This is a genomic window from Streptococcus parasanguinis CC87K (genome assembly GCF_000507765.1).
In the GTDB taxonomy this organism is placed as follows: Bacteria; Bacillota; Bacilli; order Lactobacillales; family Streptococcaceae; genus Streptococcus; species Streptococcus parasanguinis_J.
Map to the genome: position 1 here is coordinate 165,553 of NZ_KI669403.1, position 13,975 is coordinate 179,527.

The following is a 13,975-nucleotide window of genomic DNA, read 5'->3' on the forward strand; positions in this document are numbered from 1 at the left end:
ACCATTATTATCTTTCCCTTACTCTCCCAATGGGTTTCAATGGTAGGATTTTTATTTTTAGTTTCCTACCGCAATCCCATTTATTAGGTAGAAACTTACTCTCCCAACGGGTTAAGTGGTAGGATTTTTTGGGGCCTTTTTCCTACTTTTTTTCCGAAATTCCTACCATGGTAATTTATTATTTGAAAAAACCAGATGTTACAACCCTTCCGAATTTTACACTATTTTTATATCCCCAATCTTTTTTATTTTGCATTGCTAGCCTAATCTTTGCCTTTTGTTTTGGTGTAGGGCTATCGTTCAGATAGACTTCTTGAAAAAATAGATTAACAGTTAAGCGATCACGTTCAACTAATTTCCCGTATTTTTCATCTAGTTTTTCTTCCTCACCATTTCCATTAAGCCAAATTCCATTAGTTAAAATTTCATGGATAAAATACTTTCTAATTTTATCATTAGGAGGGCTAAAATACATTTTTTCGGGATATGGGGTATTAAGATATCTTTCAAGATCCTCTAATTCTTCATCTATAGCTTTATATTTGGCCCGTGTAGCGTTTACTAGAGATTCTTGCTCATCTGATAGGGTTAAGTCTTTATTATCTCTCCAAGCCTTAACCATTCCCCCCCAGAACCTCCTACGATCATTTTCAGTCCAGTTCCTACCTCTGTAGGAACTATCTTTATATACTTCTGCAACTAGAAAACGGCGTTCTCCAGTTAAATCATTTAGGAAGTCGGGCTGGTTTGTTGCCCGTACAATAACAAAGTTTTTCAGTAATCGCCTATCAGTACTACCATAAGGCGGTCGATATTCGATTTTTCTATCAGTTATGAACCTTTTTAATTCTTGGAAACTGGTTTTTTTAGTTGCTACCATTTCATCATCAAAAACGCACCAATTTCGCACCATTCGGGCTTTATCGTCTTTATCCGTGAAAGTTTCAACGGTTGTGAAGTATTGATCTGTAAACAAGCCTTCAAAAAATTGTGTTTTTCCTACCCCTTGTTTACCAGTCAAATCTAATACAAAATCAAACTTTACACTAGGATCAAACACTTTCGCAACTGCTCCACGGAAAAATAGATCAAATATTATCCGATTGTATTGACAATCTTCTACGTTAAGATATTGATGTAAAATGTTAAATGTTTCTGGTGGATCACCACAAGAATTATATTCCCTTTCACATTCCAGCAAGAAATTTTTCAAAGGGTTGTAACCTTGTGTGCGGGCTACAACTTCCAAAGTATCAGAAATATCGCTTTTTTTAAAATCCACTTTATATTTTTTGGCAATATATAGACGAATTTCTTTTAAAACACTATCATCTGCTACCCCAGTAAGCCCGTTATCACTATTAAGCTTTAATGAACCAACAATATCGATTTCATGTGTGAATTCATTGTATCTTAGATTTTCTTTTAGTCTACTATCGCCACTTATAATCTTACTCAAATTATCTAAACTAGAAGCCCAGCCTTTACCTTTGGCCTTTTCAACCAAACCAAGACTATTATTTTCGGTTTCTGTTTCTCTTCTTTCCGTAAGGTTTGGAAAGTTCGGGGAAGCCCGTTCTTCTTGTATCGTCTTTTCTAATGCTTTTTTAACACTCATGTAGTTACCTCATAGCGGTTTATCAATTCAACAAAATCACGGGCAAGAGATTTCTTTTTAACGATATTTGAAAAGATCTGTATGATTATTTCTAAATTATATCCAGCCCCGATCATCATTTTTAAAAAGGTAGATACTTCTGTTCGATCATTTAAGCCATACGCAACAAATTCCAGTAATGGCCCATTAAATTCTAAACCATAGCCATTTTTATAACCTCTAAATTTATAGACTTCATATAATTGTAAAAACTCTAGTAAGTCCCCTTGTAATTTACTAATAGGGAAATTACGTACTAACTTCCAGCCCCTATTTTCTAGGTTTTTAGAGTTGGTTACTACTTGGATAAGCATTTTAGGGCTTACTTGTTCAGTCAGATTTTCCCCCATCGGTTCATAGTAAACAAAAGCGTACCACTCATTCTTTTTATAAACCCTAGTAGGGGTATCCTTCAAAAAGTCAAATTCTTGTATCTTTTGTTCTTGTAGAAATAAAATCACTTGTCTATACATCTTTTCACCTCCTCAAAATGTTCTATGATCTTCTTTTCAGCTTCTTCATTTGTACCTAATGGCAGTAATAAAAGATTAAAAGGAGCATTATATACTGCTTTGTTAAAATCTTTAGACGGTTCATAATATCTTACTTCCATTTCTATTTACCTCACTGATAAGAACAAATAAATGTCACTTGGGCGATAATAAACTTTTCTAGCTCTCTCCATAGGAGTTTGAAAACGTTGTAAACCCATCATTTCCCAATTTCTTAGTGTTTCTCCTGAGACTCCTAGGGCCTCTTTTAATTCTTCTCTAGTAATAAGATCTAGTTTCCCTTTTCGTTCCATTTCTAAATTCACAAGGGTTTCTAAAGTCTCTTTTTGAGTTTGAAGCCATTCCAATTGAATTTCCTTTGAAAGTAATTCCATATCCTTACCCCTTTCAATTAAAACGCTTGCCAGCTAGCCAAACATAAGCCCCATAATCTGGATTTAATCCTTTTGAAACTTCTACCTTTTCTTTTTCTTCAACTGGTTTGATTGGACTGGGTCTATTCCATATTTTCCATACAATTTTAAATAGAATTACAAGTAAAATAATGGTTTTGTCAGTTGGTAAATTCCATTCATTCATTTTATTTCCCTCATTCTCTTTTTAACTTCTACACGCCTCTAAATCAGCTTTTTCCTGATCTTTAGGCGGTTTATAGCGGTTTTTCATGGATAGATATCCATTTATATCATCTTTCTATAATTATTGGCCTGTTCAGTATGTTCTAAAATAAGTTGGTTTATAGCTTGAATTACAGTATTTAATAAAGCTGATGAATTTTTACCGTCTTCCATACTAGCCATTTCTAAGACTAGTTGAATTTCACTCAACTGTGAACAAATCCTTTCATACTCAACTAAAACATCATTTGTTTTTACTGTCATATTGTTTTCTTGTTCCTTTCAATTGCCATTTCCTATACTGAGTTAGCAACACTCCAAACGCTAGGCTATTGCCCCAAGTTGGCGAACGCTTGTAGTGGTGTTTCGTGGGAAATCACCCACATTTTTTCTAAACAAAGCCTTTAAATTGTCCTGTCAGCATGGCTTTTCTTATACAGTTTTCTTTTTTCACCTATCCGCTTGCCTGTTTAATAAGTGATTATTTATTTAATTTTTGTTCATGTTCTATCTGATCTCCAAGTCTTTTATAAAAGATATCAAAATCAGATCTTGTAATTTCTCCATGGTATAGTTGTGAAACCAATGTCACTGCCCTACTTAATAAGCGGGGATAATGGGAAAACTTCTTTCCTTTCATCTTGTGTACCTCTCTAATTTCTGATATACTAGGTACATAAAAAGTATTTAGAAAGTATTCTTTCTAGGTACCTGTTTCTTTTAAGTCATATACTCAATTTTTGGCGAAGGCGAGTATTTGACTTTTTTTGTTGTCTTTTTTTGAAAATCATGTATACATTATGTATCCTTCCTAATCTTTCACATCTAGAAATTCATCAATAGTTACCCCTAGAAAACTTGAAACTTTCTTCAAAGTATCCAATGTTGGACTTTTTGCCCGTTCATAGTATAATGCCGTTAGTGTACTTTTTGAAATTCCTGTAGCTTCTGCAACGTCAGAAGTCTTTTTCCGTTGCTTTGCTAATAACAGGCGCATATTATTCTTCATGTTATACCTCCTTTACATATCAACTCCAATAAAATGAAAGGTGCTCATCTTGAAAAGTTGTAATTTTTGTTCAACATCTGCTGACACGATTATTATATTGTACTTTTTGTTCAATGTCAATAGTTTTTTTAAAAAAAGTTGTAATTTTTTTTCACTGTAAAACTAAAACGTGATATAATAATCTTGAAAGGTGTTACTTATAAATGAATAGACTTAAAGAACTTAGGCTTAATAAAGAAGAAAATGGAAAAGTTGGAGTTACTCAACAAGAGGTAGCTGACAAAATAGGTGTAACAAAACGAACATATATATACTGGGAAAAGAACGAGAGACAGATCAAGTCAGAGAAAGCTCAACTTTTAGCAGATTATTTTAAAGTTGATGTGGGCTATTTGCTAGGTTATACTGATGAACCCCATAAATCTATGTACGACTTGGCTCAGCAAAATCCAGAGGATTTCCCTAGTGATGAAGACGATCTCCAAGACATTACCCCCCAAGGACTTGTGGACGCTTCTTCAGAAAATAATAAAAGATATTTTTATATAGAAAACATAACTAATTTTGTAAAAGATAAAAAAACTACAAATAGTAAGTTAAAGTTGCTATCTGATATAGTAGATAATTTCAAAAAGTCGTAACGTTTCGACTTTTTGAAAAGCAACTTACCCTATTTTAAAATTACCCAACGTTGGGTAATATTAAATGCTACTTTAATAATCACGACTACATTATTAACCTAAAAGCGACAACGTTGTCGTTTATCAAATTTCGTAACGTTTCGAAATGTTGCAACGTTGCAACATAACCTAAGATCGTTCAACGTTGAACGATTTCAAATTACTCAACGTTGAGTAATTTGAAATTATGGGACGTCACATAATTTAGAAGGCCCAAGAAATGGCAAATACGACCACATGGTCGCATTTAATAAACTTGAAAAGTGACAACGTTGTCACATTTATTTAGTTTTCTTTTCTCACCTATCCGCTTGCCTGTTGATGGAAAGGAAAGAAAAATGAATATCAAAACCGTAGTAAAAAAGAATGGCCAAACTGTCTACCGTGCTAGTGTTTATTTAGGTGTAGATCAGATGACGGGGAAAAAGTCCCGTACCACTGTTACGGCTAATACTAAAACGGCAGTCAAAATCAAGGCTAGGGAAGCTATTAATACTTTTGCCAACAATGGATATTGTGCTAAAAATAAACCAACGATCACTACTTATAGAGAGTTAGTTGCTCTATGGTGGGAGAGTTATAAGAACACAATCAAACCAAACTCCCAACAATCTATGGAGGGTATTGTAAGGCTTCATATTTTGCCCGTTTTTGGCGATTATAAACTAAATAGCTTAACTACCCCTATTATTCAGCAACAAGTAAATAAATGGGCAGATAGAGCGAATAGAGGGGAGAAGGGGGCATACGCAAATTATAGTTTTCTAAACAATATTAACCGCCGTATACTTCAATATGGAGTTACTATGCAAGTGATCCAGCACAATCCAGCCCGTGATGTTATTATTCCGCGTAAGCAACAAGCAAAAGAACAAAAGATTAGATTTTTTAGCAATCAAGAATTAAAGAAATTTCTAGCCTATCTTGATAGTTTGGATCTAAATTTATATGAAAATCTTTTTGATTACGTTCTTTATAAAACTTTGCTGGCCAGTGGTTGCCGTATTGGGGAAGTTCTAGCCCTTGAATGGTCTGATATAGACCTTAAAACAGGTACGATCAGTATATCTAAGACTTTAAACAGATATCAAGAAACAAATACCCCTAAATCAAAAGCAGGCCTAAGAGATATTGAAATAGATCCAGCGACTATCTCACTTTTAAAGCAGTATAAAAAGCGCCAACAAGTAGAATGTTGGAAGCTGGGAAGGTCTGAAAATATTGTGTTCACACCTTTTACTACTAAATACGCTTACGCTTGCTTATTGAGAAAAAGACTACAGGGGCATTTTAAGAGTGCTGGGGTACCCGATATAAGTTTTCATGGTTTTCGTCATACCCATGCTACTATTATGCTTTACGCTGGAATAGAGGCTAAAGATCTGCAATATAGACTAGGCCACTCTAATATAACAATGACATTAAATACATACGTCCACGCTACAAAAGAAGGCGCAAAAAAAGCCGTCTCAATATTTGAAACGGCAATCAGCAATTTATAAATACAGTAAAATACAGGGTGAACCTGAAAAGGTACACCCTCTTACTATACAAAAATTAGTCATAGGTAACTAAAAGGGTAGTAAAAAGAAACAAAGCACTCTAGGGAAAATACCTAAAGTGCTTTGTTTGAAGGCTTTCCAGCCTATCATAGTTAAAAAGATATTACAACATTTTGTTGTAGAATTCAACGACAAGTGCTTCGTTGATTTCTGGGTTGATTTCATCGCGTTCTGGAAGGCGAGTCAATGAACCTTCAAGTTTGTCAGCATCGAATGATACGAATGCTGGACGTCCAACTGTAGCTTCAACAGCTTCAAGGATAGCTGGAACCTTAGCTGATTTTTCGCGAACTGAGATCACTTGACCTGGAGTTACGCGGTATGAAGGGATATCAACGCGTTTTCCGTCAACAAGGATGTGACCGTGGTTAACGAATTGACGAGCTTGACGACGAGTAGTCGCAAGTCCAAGACGGTAAACAACGTTATCCAAACGACGTTCCAAAAGAAGCATGAAGTTGAAACCGACAGTTCCTTCTTTAACTTTAGTAGCTTGTACGAACAAGTTACGGAATTGTTTTTCACCAAGTCCGTAAGAGAAACGAAGTTTTTGTTTTTCAGCTAATTGCAAACCGTATTCTGACAATTTTGAACGGTTGTTTGGTCCGTGTTGACCTGGTACGTAGTTACGACGTGCCAATTCTTTACCTGTACCTGTAAGTGACAAGCCAAGACGGCGAGATTGTTTCCAAGATGGTCCTGTATAACGTGACATGTGAAATGTCCTCCTATAAAAATAATTTTTGTAGGAAATAACGTTTTAGACAAACCTGATTCGTTCAGAACGCCTTCGCCCAAACAGCAAAGGTTACTTTTCTAGCTGGCTTCCTGTTGACGAGCTTCATTTTGTCCTGCTGTCATTTCGCACAAATTCTATTCTATCACGGAATAGAAACTTTGTAAAGTCCTTCAAAACAATTTCAATGAAATTCAGACAATAATTCTATGATTCGTTTTTTATATTGCAATTGTTGCCAGTCTCTATCCGTTGCTGGATCCCATTTTAAAGGAAGATCTGCAATAATTTCACCGGGATTATGATTTAAGATATAGATCCGGTCACTCAATGTCAAAGCTTCTTCGATACTATGAGTGATCACTAGAGTGGTGAGACCAAGACGTTCCTTACTGTCTAGATACCAGTGATAAAGATCCTGCCTTGTCAATTCATCTAAGGCACTAAAAGCTTCATCTAATAGGAAGACAGAATGACCCAGAAGATAGGTTCTCAATAGCGCCACCCGTTGCCGCATCCCCCCACTCAGGGCATTGGGATAAAGGTTGGCAATACTTCCCAATTTAAATTCATCTAACAATTTTAGAGCTGTAGATGCCGCCTCTTCCTTAGGAATCTTTTTTAATTGAAGGGGAAGAATAATATTTCCCAATACTGTCTTATGTTCCAACAAAAGATCCTTTTGTAGCATATAGCTGACTTTCCCAAAGGAGATCGGAGCATTATCTACTTCTATGGTACCCTTTTGTAAGGGAAGGATCCCAGCAATTAAATTAAACAAGGTTGATTTCCCTACCCCACTCGGACCTAGAATAGAGACGATCTCTCCTTTTTGCACTTCTAGTGATACATTGTTTAAAACTGCTTTATCTCCAAAAGAGAAACTTACATCTTTTACGGTTAAAATATCAGTCACCTACCAATTCGTTTGTGAAACCTTTGTCTTCTAAGTCATTTGAAACCAATCCTTGCTCTTTTGCCCAAGCATAAAAAGCATTCCAACGCTTGGAGTCAAACTGCCCCCATTTATCCTTGTCTGAAGCATATTGACTGGAAAGATATTTTTGGGAAGCAAGTACAAAATCACGCTGGTTAGCTAAGGCAGGGGCCTGTTTGATCAAGATATCCGCAGCTTCTTCTGGATGCTCTATAGCATATTGGTAGCCTTTTTTCACCGCCTGAATGAATTTTTTTGCTTCCTCTTTATGAGACTTTAAATAGTCATTGTTAACAATAATAACAGGCGAATAGTAGTCAAATGCAGGAACAAAATCTTTCATATAGAAGAAATTTGTCTTCATTCCCTTTTGCTCAGCCAAAATTCCATCCCAACCATGATAAATCCAAGCAGCATCAAAGACCTTATTTTCAATCGGAGTAATAGAATTTGAATCACTATTTGGAACCAATTTTACTTGATTAAAATCAGCCCCCTCTTTTTTCATCATCGATTTGATCATTTCCAACTCAATTGGATCATTCCAGGTACCATACTTCTTACCAACCAAATCTTTTGGACTTGTGATCGCTGCATCTTTTCTTGAAATAATTCCTGACGTATTGTGTTCGACGATAGCTGCAACAGCGGTAATACCCGCACCTTTATCCAATTTCTTGGCCATAGAATCTTGGAAATAAATACCAAATGGAGCTTTCCCATTGATAATCAAATCAGAACTACTGTCTTCCGGAGGAAGTTTTATATCTACATCCAGTCCTGCTTCTTTAAAGTACCCTTTTTCCTTTGCTACATAGAGACCCGTATGATTGGTATTCGGGGTCCAATCTAGAATAAAATCAATCTTTTTCAAACCACTTGACGATTGCTTGACAGAATTTTGACAAGCACTCAAGAAAACAAATCCCAATATTATTGAGAAAAATAAACCTATTGACTTTTTCATTAGCTATACCTCTTTTACATTTTTGTCAATTTAATTTTTACACCATTTACAAGTTTGTCAATCCTTTTTCCATTTTAGAATGTTTTTTTCTAATTGGTCAACGAGAAACATACCGAGTAAACTAATAGCAGAAATCAATACAATGATCGCAAACATCGTATCATACTGAAATAACTTCTTCGATTGGATCATATAGACCCCCAATCCATCAAAACCTCCTAACCATTCTGAAACTACCGTACTGATAAAAGCATAGGAAACGCTCACACGTAAACCTGCAAAAAAATAAGGAAGCGCTGCAGGAATTTTATAATGAGCTAAGGTCTGAAAGCTGTTGGCTTGCATAATCTGAAACAATCTCAGAATATCTTGATCGCAATGCCGAAAACCATCTAACAGACTGACTACGATGGGAAATACCACCGTAATAATGATCAAAACCAGTTTTGGAAGCATACCATAACCAAACCAAAGAACCAGGATAGGGGCCAAGGCAATCGTCGGAATGGTTTGAATAACAACCATAAAAGGATAGACCAGATCATTCACCCATTGAAAACTATCCATGAGAATCGCAAATCCAGCAGCAAGAAGAATCCCTATAACAAGTCCGATCAAGGCCACTTGAAGGGTAGATAAACTGTGATGTATCAGGAGAGCTCGATCTCGTACAAAAGCATTCCCAATTTCAAGTGGCGTTGGTAATACAAATTTGGGGAGGATATTTAAAAATCCTGCTAACTGCCATAAGACAAGAAGACTGCTAAAACCTGCAAATCCTATCAATTGTTTTGAATATCTTTTTACAAGAGACATCGTAACCTCCTTTCACACAAATAAAAAACGCCTCCAAAATAGGAGACGGATTGCACAAGGTCACTCATAACGAAAAATACATTTCATTTGTTTCCTACGCTGGCATTACCCAGATCAGGTGCGGTCGAAGCTTACACTTCCTCTCAGACTGTACACAGACTCCCATATGTATTTATTATAATAACTGATTTAGACGATAAAAGCAAGGAATTAATCCAAATAACGAATTAAATTCTTCTCTGTCAAAATATCTGAATAGGTGTAAGACTCCACGTAGGTATTAGCTGGTTCACCTGGTAAACTATTGTCGTTCGTATACTCGATAATAAATAAAGAAGGATAGACCTCAATCAAGCGTCCAAATTTATTTTTTTGACGTTTCCGTCCATTTTCAAGTGTCATTTCAACCACTTGTCCTTCATGAGCCTTGATCTCTTCCTTAATTTTTTTCATTTTTGCAACATCTGTAAATGCATCACTCATCTTATTGATCCTCTCTCTTTGAAATACTTGAGAATTTATTGTATTCCTTTTGGAATATTAATTCGACTGTCCCACGCGCACCTGAACGGTTTTTCTCAATAATCACTTCAACCGTATTATTGGGCATTCCATCTTCTTCCTCTTCACCAGCTCGATCATAATAATCATCACGGTACAAGAAAGCAACAATATCCGCATCCTGCTCAATCGATCCAGATTCACGAATATCAGAAAGAACAGGACGTTTGTCTTGGCGCTGTTCCACACCACGTGATAGCTGACTCAAAGCAATAACGGGAACTTTTAGTTCCTTCGCCAAAATCTTTAACTGACGAGAAATTTCTGAAACTTCCTGTTGACGGTTTTCTCTTCCAGTTCCTGTAATCAGCTGCAGGTAGTCAATCAGAATAAGACCGAGATTGCCTGTTTCCTGCGCTAATTTTCTTGCTCTCGAACGAATCTCAGTGATCCGAATTCCTGGGGTATCATCGATGTAAATACTCGCATTGGCCAAATTTCCTTGAGCAATGGCATATTTCCGCCACTCTTCATCCGTCAATTGACCTGTACGAATCGAATGGGATTCAATCAAGCCTTCAGCTGCTAACATCCGGTCAACCAAACTTTCAGCACCCATTTCTAATGAGAAAATAGCCACTGTCTTATCCAACTTTGTCCCGATATTTTGAGCAATATTTAGAGCAAAGGCTGTTTTCCCTACTGCAGGACGAGCCGCTAAAATAATCAATTCTTCCTCATGTAGCCCTGTCGTCATATGGTCCAAATCGCGATAGCCTGTCGCAATACCCGTAACATCAGAGGTTTGAAGCGAGCGGGCTTCCAAGCTACCAAAATTTATATTCAAGATGTCTCGAATATTTTTAAATCCACTACGATTTGCGTTTTCACTAACATCAATCAGAGCTTTTTCAGCACCCGCAATGATTTCATCTGAAGGACTTGCACCATCATAAGCTTGATTAATACTTTCCGTTAATCGAGAGATCAATCGACGTAAAACAGCTTTTTCGGCAACAATTTTCGCGTAATACTCTGCGTTAGCTGAAGTTGGTACCGAATTAATGACTTCTACCAAATAGGAGAGACCGCCAATATTTTGGAGATCCCCCTGACTATCTAAAATATTTCGAACAGTCGTCGCATCAATCGCATCCCCGCGGTCAGCTAGATCGATCATGGCTTTAAAAATCAAACGGTGCGAGTACTTAAAGAAATCGCCAGGCTCGATATATTCACGAACAAAGACCAATTTCCCCTCATCAATAAAAATGGCTCCCAACACTGATTGTTCAGCTTGGATATCTTGAGGTTGTGTTCGTAATTCCTCTATCTCAGCCATAAAAAAACCTTTCTATCGATCGTGTTTACCCTTCGTTTACACGAATATTAATCACACCTGTAACATCTTGATAAATTTTTACAGGGACGTCAATCAAACCTGTTGAACGAATTGGAGTGGAAACTTGGATATGACGTTTATCAATCTTAATGCCAAATTGTTTCTCAAGTTCTTCTGCAATCTTTTTATTGGTAATAGAGCCGAAAGTACGGCCATCTGGCCCAATTTTTTCAGTGAATTGAACAACAGTTGCTTCTTCTTCTAATTTTGCTTTAATCTTTTGCGCTTCCGCTAACAATTCAGCATGCGCTTTTTCTTCTGACTTTTGCTTTCCACGAAGTTCACCGATTGCTTGGGCATTGGCTTCTTTCGCAAGATTTTTCTTGATCAAAAAGTTTTGTGCATAACCAGTAGGTACTTCTTTAATTTCGCCTTTTTTACCTTTACCTTTTACATCCGCTAAGAAAATAACTTTCATTCTACATTCTCCTTTTCAATAGTTACTTCGTTTTCAATAGTCTCAATCAGTTGTTGACGAATACTCATCAAATCTTGACCCTCAATTTGAGAGGCTGCCGAGTTGAAATGACCTCCTCCGCCAAGCTGTTCCATGATACGCTGTACATTGACTTTGCTTCGACTTCGTGCAGAAATCGAGACAGTCCCACTTTGATTACAAGCAATGACAAAGGTTGCTTCCACCTCAGACATGGCCAGCATACTATCAGCTGCTTTACTAATAGTTACTGAATCATAGGCTTTAGTCGTATTGGCACAAGCTACGATGATATGCGGCAAAATCTTTTCACCAGTCAAGATCAGTTCGTTCACTTCGCGGTACTCATCAAACTGAATCGCAGAGATCTCCTGGATGGTTACACTATCACTACCTCTTGAACGAAGGTAACTCGCCACATCAAAGGTCCGACTCGTAACACGTGCGGAGAAGTTCTTAGTATCCAGCATAATCCCAGCCATCAAGACACTAGCTTGAATCTTCGTTAACCGATTTTTCTTCGACTTCTGGAACTGAATAAGTTCACTAACCAATTCGCTCGCACTACTTGCTCCACTTTCAATATAGGTGATCAGAACATTTTCAGGGAAATCATCATCCCGACGGTGATGGTCAATGACAATAATCTGTTGAAATTCCTGATAAAACTCTTTTGAAAGAGTCAAGGCCGTCTTAGAATGGTCAACCATAATTAACAAAGAGCGATCCGTCACCATTTGCATGGCTTCCTCTAGGGGAAGGATTTTCGTCACCTGCTCTTCTTCTAGTTTCGCAATCGCTCTTGAAATATCACTAGCCATTGCATGCGGGTCATAGACCACATAAGAGGAGGCCAAAATATTGCTAGAGAAAAACTGCATTCCCACAGACGCTCCTAAAGCATCCATATCCAAGTTTCTATGTCCAACAATGAAGACTTGATCAACGGATTTAATTTTATCCGAAATAGCTGTCATCATAGCGCGTGTGCGAGTCCGAGTCCGCTTCACAGCTGAAGCTGTTCCACCACCAAAGAAAATAGGGTTTTTCTGTTCATCATTTTCTTTGACTACTGCTTGATCCCCACCACGAACTTCCGCAAGGTTCAGGTTCAAGAGAGCTACTTTACCTATTTCATCATGCTCTCCATCACCATACGAGAATCCCATACTTAGGGTAATTGGAAGTTCACGATTTTTTGCCTCTTCTCGGAATTGATCGATGACTGAAAACTTCGATTCCATCAATTGTTCCAAGACCGTGTAATCTGTAAACAAATAGAAACGGTCCATTCCCACACGTCTGTAAAACATATGGTAGCGAGCTGTAAACTCTTCTACAAAGTTGGCAATAAAACTATTGATATTGCTAATATCAGAGTCTGAAATGACATCTTCCAGATCATCATAATTATCAACAGAGATAATACCGATAACAGGACGAGTTGTCACCAAGCCAACTGTTGCCTCATACTCACTAGATACATCAAAAAAGTAAACAACACTAGCTGTCTGATCAAAGTAAACAGAATATTTCTTATCGGCTACCGTGACATAATGACCTTTATCCTCAAACAAAGTATTGAGTAATTTTTTCAATGATTCAACATCAAAGTCCCCATCATCTGTTGAAAAAATCAATTCAGCATAAGGGTTGAACCACTCTACTTCATTTGATTCTTCATTAATCTTGATAACTCCAACAGGCATTTTATCAAGGAGGGATGCTAATCCGCTTTCTGCCTGATGGTTAACATATTGTATTTGTTCTAATTCATCTAACTCTGAAATTTGTAACTGGTATTCAAATAAAGCAATCAATCCAGCTAAGACTAAAAAAATTGCAATGAGAGTTACATAGCCTTTGCCAAAGATTCTTAAAAAAATTGCTAAAATTGCAAATGAAATAAAACCAATTAACACATAATGGATGAACGATAAACGAAATTTTTTCATCATAAACCTCTTCTCGGAATTATACCATAAATAGAGGTAAAAAGCGAGGTTTCTCTCTATATTACAGAGAAAATTGACCAGCAAAAAGCTCTTCCTCCACTTCACTACTTTGTAAACAAGGTTTACAACTGTGTAAACAGCAACAACAGATTTCAATCCATAAAATTGAGGCTGAAACATCATCTCAG

Annotated in this window: 17 protein-coding genes; 2 read left to right on the top strand and 15 right to left on the bottom strand. The window is 36.9% G+C overall.

What is annotated here, in order from left to right; genetic code table 11:
* Positions 1-178: 178 nt before the first annotated feature.
* From HMPREF1195_RS08925 to HMPREF1195_RS08950, 7 genes are all read right to left on the bottom strand, one after another.
* Positions 179-1,618: a VapE domain-containing protein gene (locus HMPREF1195_RS08925; RefSeq protein ID WP_023919953.1), complete on the bottom strand. Its 1,440-nt coding sequence runs from the start codon at positions 1,616-1,618 to the stop codon at positions 179-181.
* Positions 1,615-2,130 carry a hypothetical protein gene (locus HMPREF1195_RS08930; RefSeq protein ID WP_023919954.1) on the bottom strand — a complete coding sequence of 172 codons (516 nt, stop codon included), beginning with the start codon at positions 2,128-2,130 and terminating at the stop codon, positions 1,615-1,617. The genes HMPREF1195_RS08925 and HMPREF1195_RS08930 overlap by 4 nt, the downstream gene beginning before the upstream one ends.
* Complete coding sequence (locus tag HMPREF1195_RS11185; RefSeq protein WP_023919955.1) at positions 2,115-2,270, bottom strand: hypothetical protein; 156 nt, start codon at positions 2,268-2,270, stop codon at positions 2,115-2,117. Before HMPREF1195_RS11185 ends, HMPREF1195_RS08930 begins: the two co-directional genes overlap by 16 nt.
* Before the next feature lie 6 nt (positions 2,271-2,276).
* Positions 2,277-2,543: a MerR family transcriptional regulator gene (locus tag HMPREF1195_RS08935; RefSeq protein ID WP_023919956.1), complete on the bottom strand. Its 267-nt coding sequence runs from the start codon at positions 2,541-2,543 to the stop codon at positions 2,277-2,279.
* Between the two features lie 13 nt (positions 2,544-2,556).
* Positions 2,557-2,748 (bottom strand): hypothetical protein, encoded by a 192-nt coding sequence (locus tag HMPREF1195_RS08940; RefSeq protein WP_023919958.1) that lies wholly within the window; start codon positions 2,746-2,748, stop codon positions 2,557-2,559.
* 101 nt (positions 2,749-2,849) lie between these two features.
* Entirely contained in the window at positions 2,850-3,050 is a 201-nt protein-coding gene (locus HMPREF1195_RS08945) for a hypothetical protein (RefSeq protein ID WP_023919961.1), read from the bottom strand.
* 547 nt (positions 3,051-3,597) lie between these two features.
* On the bottom strand, positions 3,598-3,795 hold the full coding sequence (locus tag HMPREF1195_RS08950; protein WP_023919965.1) for a helix-turn-helix domain-containing protein: 198 nt from the start codon (positions 3,793-3,795) through the stop codon (positions 3,598-3,600).
* Between the two features lie 203 nt (positions 3,796-3,998).
* Here HMPREF1195_RS08950 and HMPREF1195_RS11435 point away from each other — a divergent pair, with 203 nt between their 5' ends.
* Both HMPREF1195_RS11435 and HMPREF1195_RS08960 read left to right on the top strand, forming a co-directional pair.
* Entirely contained in the window at positions 3,999-4,436 is a 438-nt protein-coding gene (locus HMPREF1195_RS11435; RefSeq protein ID WP_023919967.1) for a helix-turn-helix domain-containing protein, read from the top strand.
* A gap of 377 nt (positions 4,437-4,813) precedes the next feature.
* Positions 4,814-5,977 carry a tyrosine-type recombinase/integrase gene (locus HMPREF1195_RS08960; RefSeq protein WP_023919969.1) on the top strand — a complete coding sequence of 388 codons (1,164 nt, stop codon included), beginning with the start codon at positions 4,814-4,816 and terminating at the stop codon, positions 5,975-5,977.
* A gap of 163 nt (positions 5,978-6,140) precedes the next feature.
* Here the strand turns inward: HMPREF1195_RS08960 and rpsD are convergent, their stop codons facing one another.
* The 8 genes from rpsD to HMPREF1195_RS09000 form a co-directional block, all read right to left on the bottom strand.
* Positions 6,141-6,752 (bottom strand): 30S ribosomal protein S4, encoded by a 612-nt coding sequence (gene rpsD / locus HMPREF1195_RS08965; RefSeq protein ID WP_003002210.1) that lies wholly within the window; start codon positions 6,750-6,752, stop codon positions 6,141-6,143.
* 205 nt (positions 6,753-6,957) lie between these two features.
* Complete coding sequence (locus tag HMPREF1195_RS08970; protein WP_003002172.1) at positions 6,958-7,689, bottom strand: ABC transporter ATP-binding protein; 732 nt, start codon at positions 7,687-7,689, stop codon at positions 6,958-6,960.
* Complete coding sequence (locus tag HMPREF1195_RS08975) at positions 7,682-8,677, bottom strand: ABC transporter substrate-binding protein (RefSeq protein WP_023919971.1); 996 nt, start codon at positions 8,675-8,677, stop codon at positions 7,682-7,684. Before HMPREF1195_RS08975 ends, HMPREF1195_RS08970 begins: the two co-directional genes overlap by 8 nt.
* A 57-nt stretch (positions 8,678-8,734) precedes the next feature.
* On the bottom strand, positions 8,735-9,493 hold the full coding sequence (locus HMPREF1195_RS08980; RefSeq protein WP_023919972.1) for an ABC transporter permease: 759 nt from the start codon (positions 9,491-9,493) through the stop codon (positions 8,735-8,737).
* Between the two features lie 210 nt (positions 9,494-9,703).
* The gene (locus tag HMPREF1195_RS08985) at positions 9,704-9,976 is read right to left on the bottom strand and encodes a Veg family protein (RefSeq protein ID WP_003009183.1); all 273 of its coding nucleotides are present in this window, start codon (positions 9,974-9,976) and stop codon (positions 9,704-9,706) included.
* A gap of 1 nt (position 9,977) precedes the next feature.
* Positions 9,978-11,336, bottom strand: coding sequence for a replicative DNA helicase (gene dnaB / locus HMPREF1195_RS08990; RefSeq protein WP_023919973.1), 1,359 nt, complete (start codon positions 11,334-11,336; stop codon positions 9,978-9,980).
* Positions 11,337-11,361: 25 nt separating this feature from the next.
* The gene (rplI, locus tag HMPREF1195_RS08995; RefSeq protein ID WP_023919974.1) at positions 11,362-11,814 is read right to left on the bottom strand and encodes a 50S ribosomal protein L9; all 453 of its coding nucleotides are present in this window, start codon (positions 11,812-11,814) and stop codon (positions 11,362-11,364) included.
* Positions 11,811-13,787 (bottom strand): DHH family phosphoesterase, encoded by a 1,977-nt coding sequence (locus HMPREF1195_RS09000; protein ID WP_023919975.1) that lies wholly within the window; start codon positions 13,785-13,787, stop codon positions 11,811-11,813. Before HMPREF1195_RS09000 ends, rplI begins: the two co-directional genes overlap by 4 nt.
* Positions 13,788-13,975 lie beyond the last annotated feature (188 nt).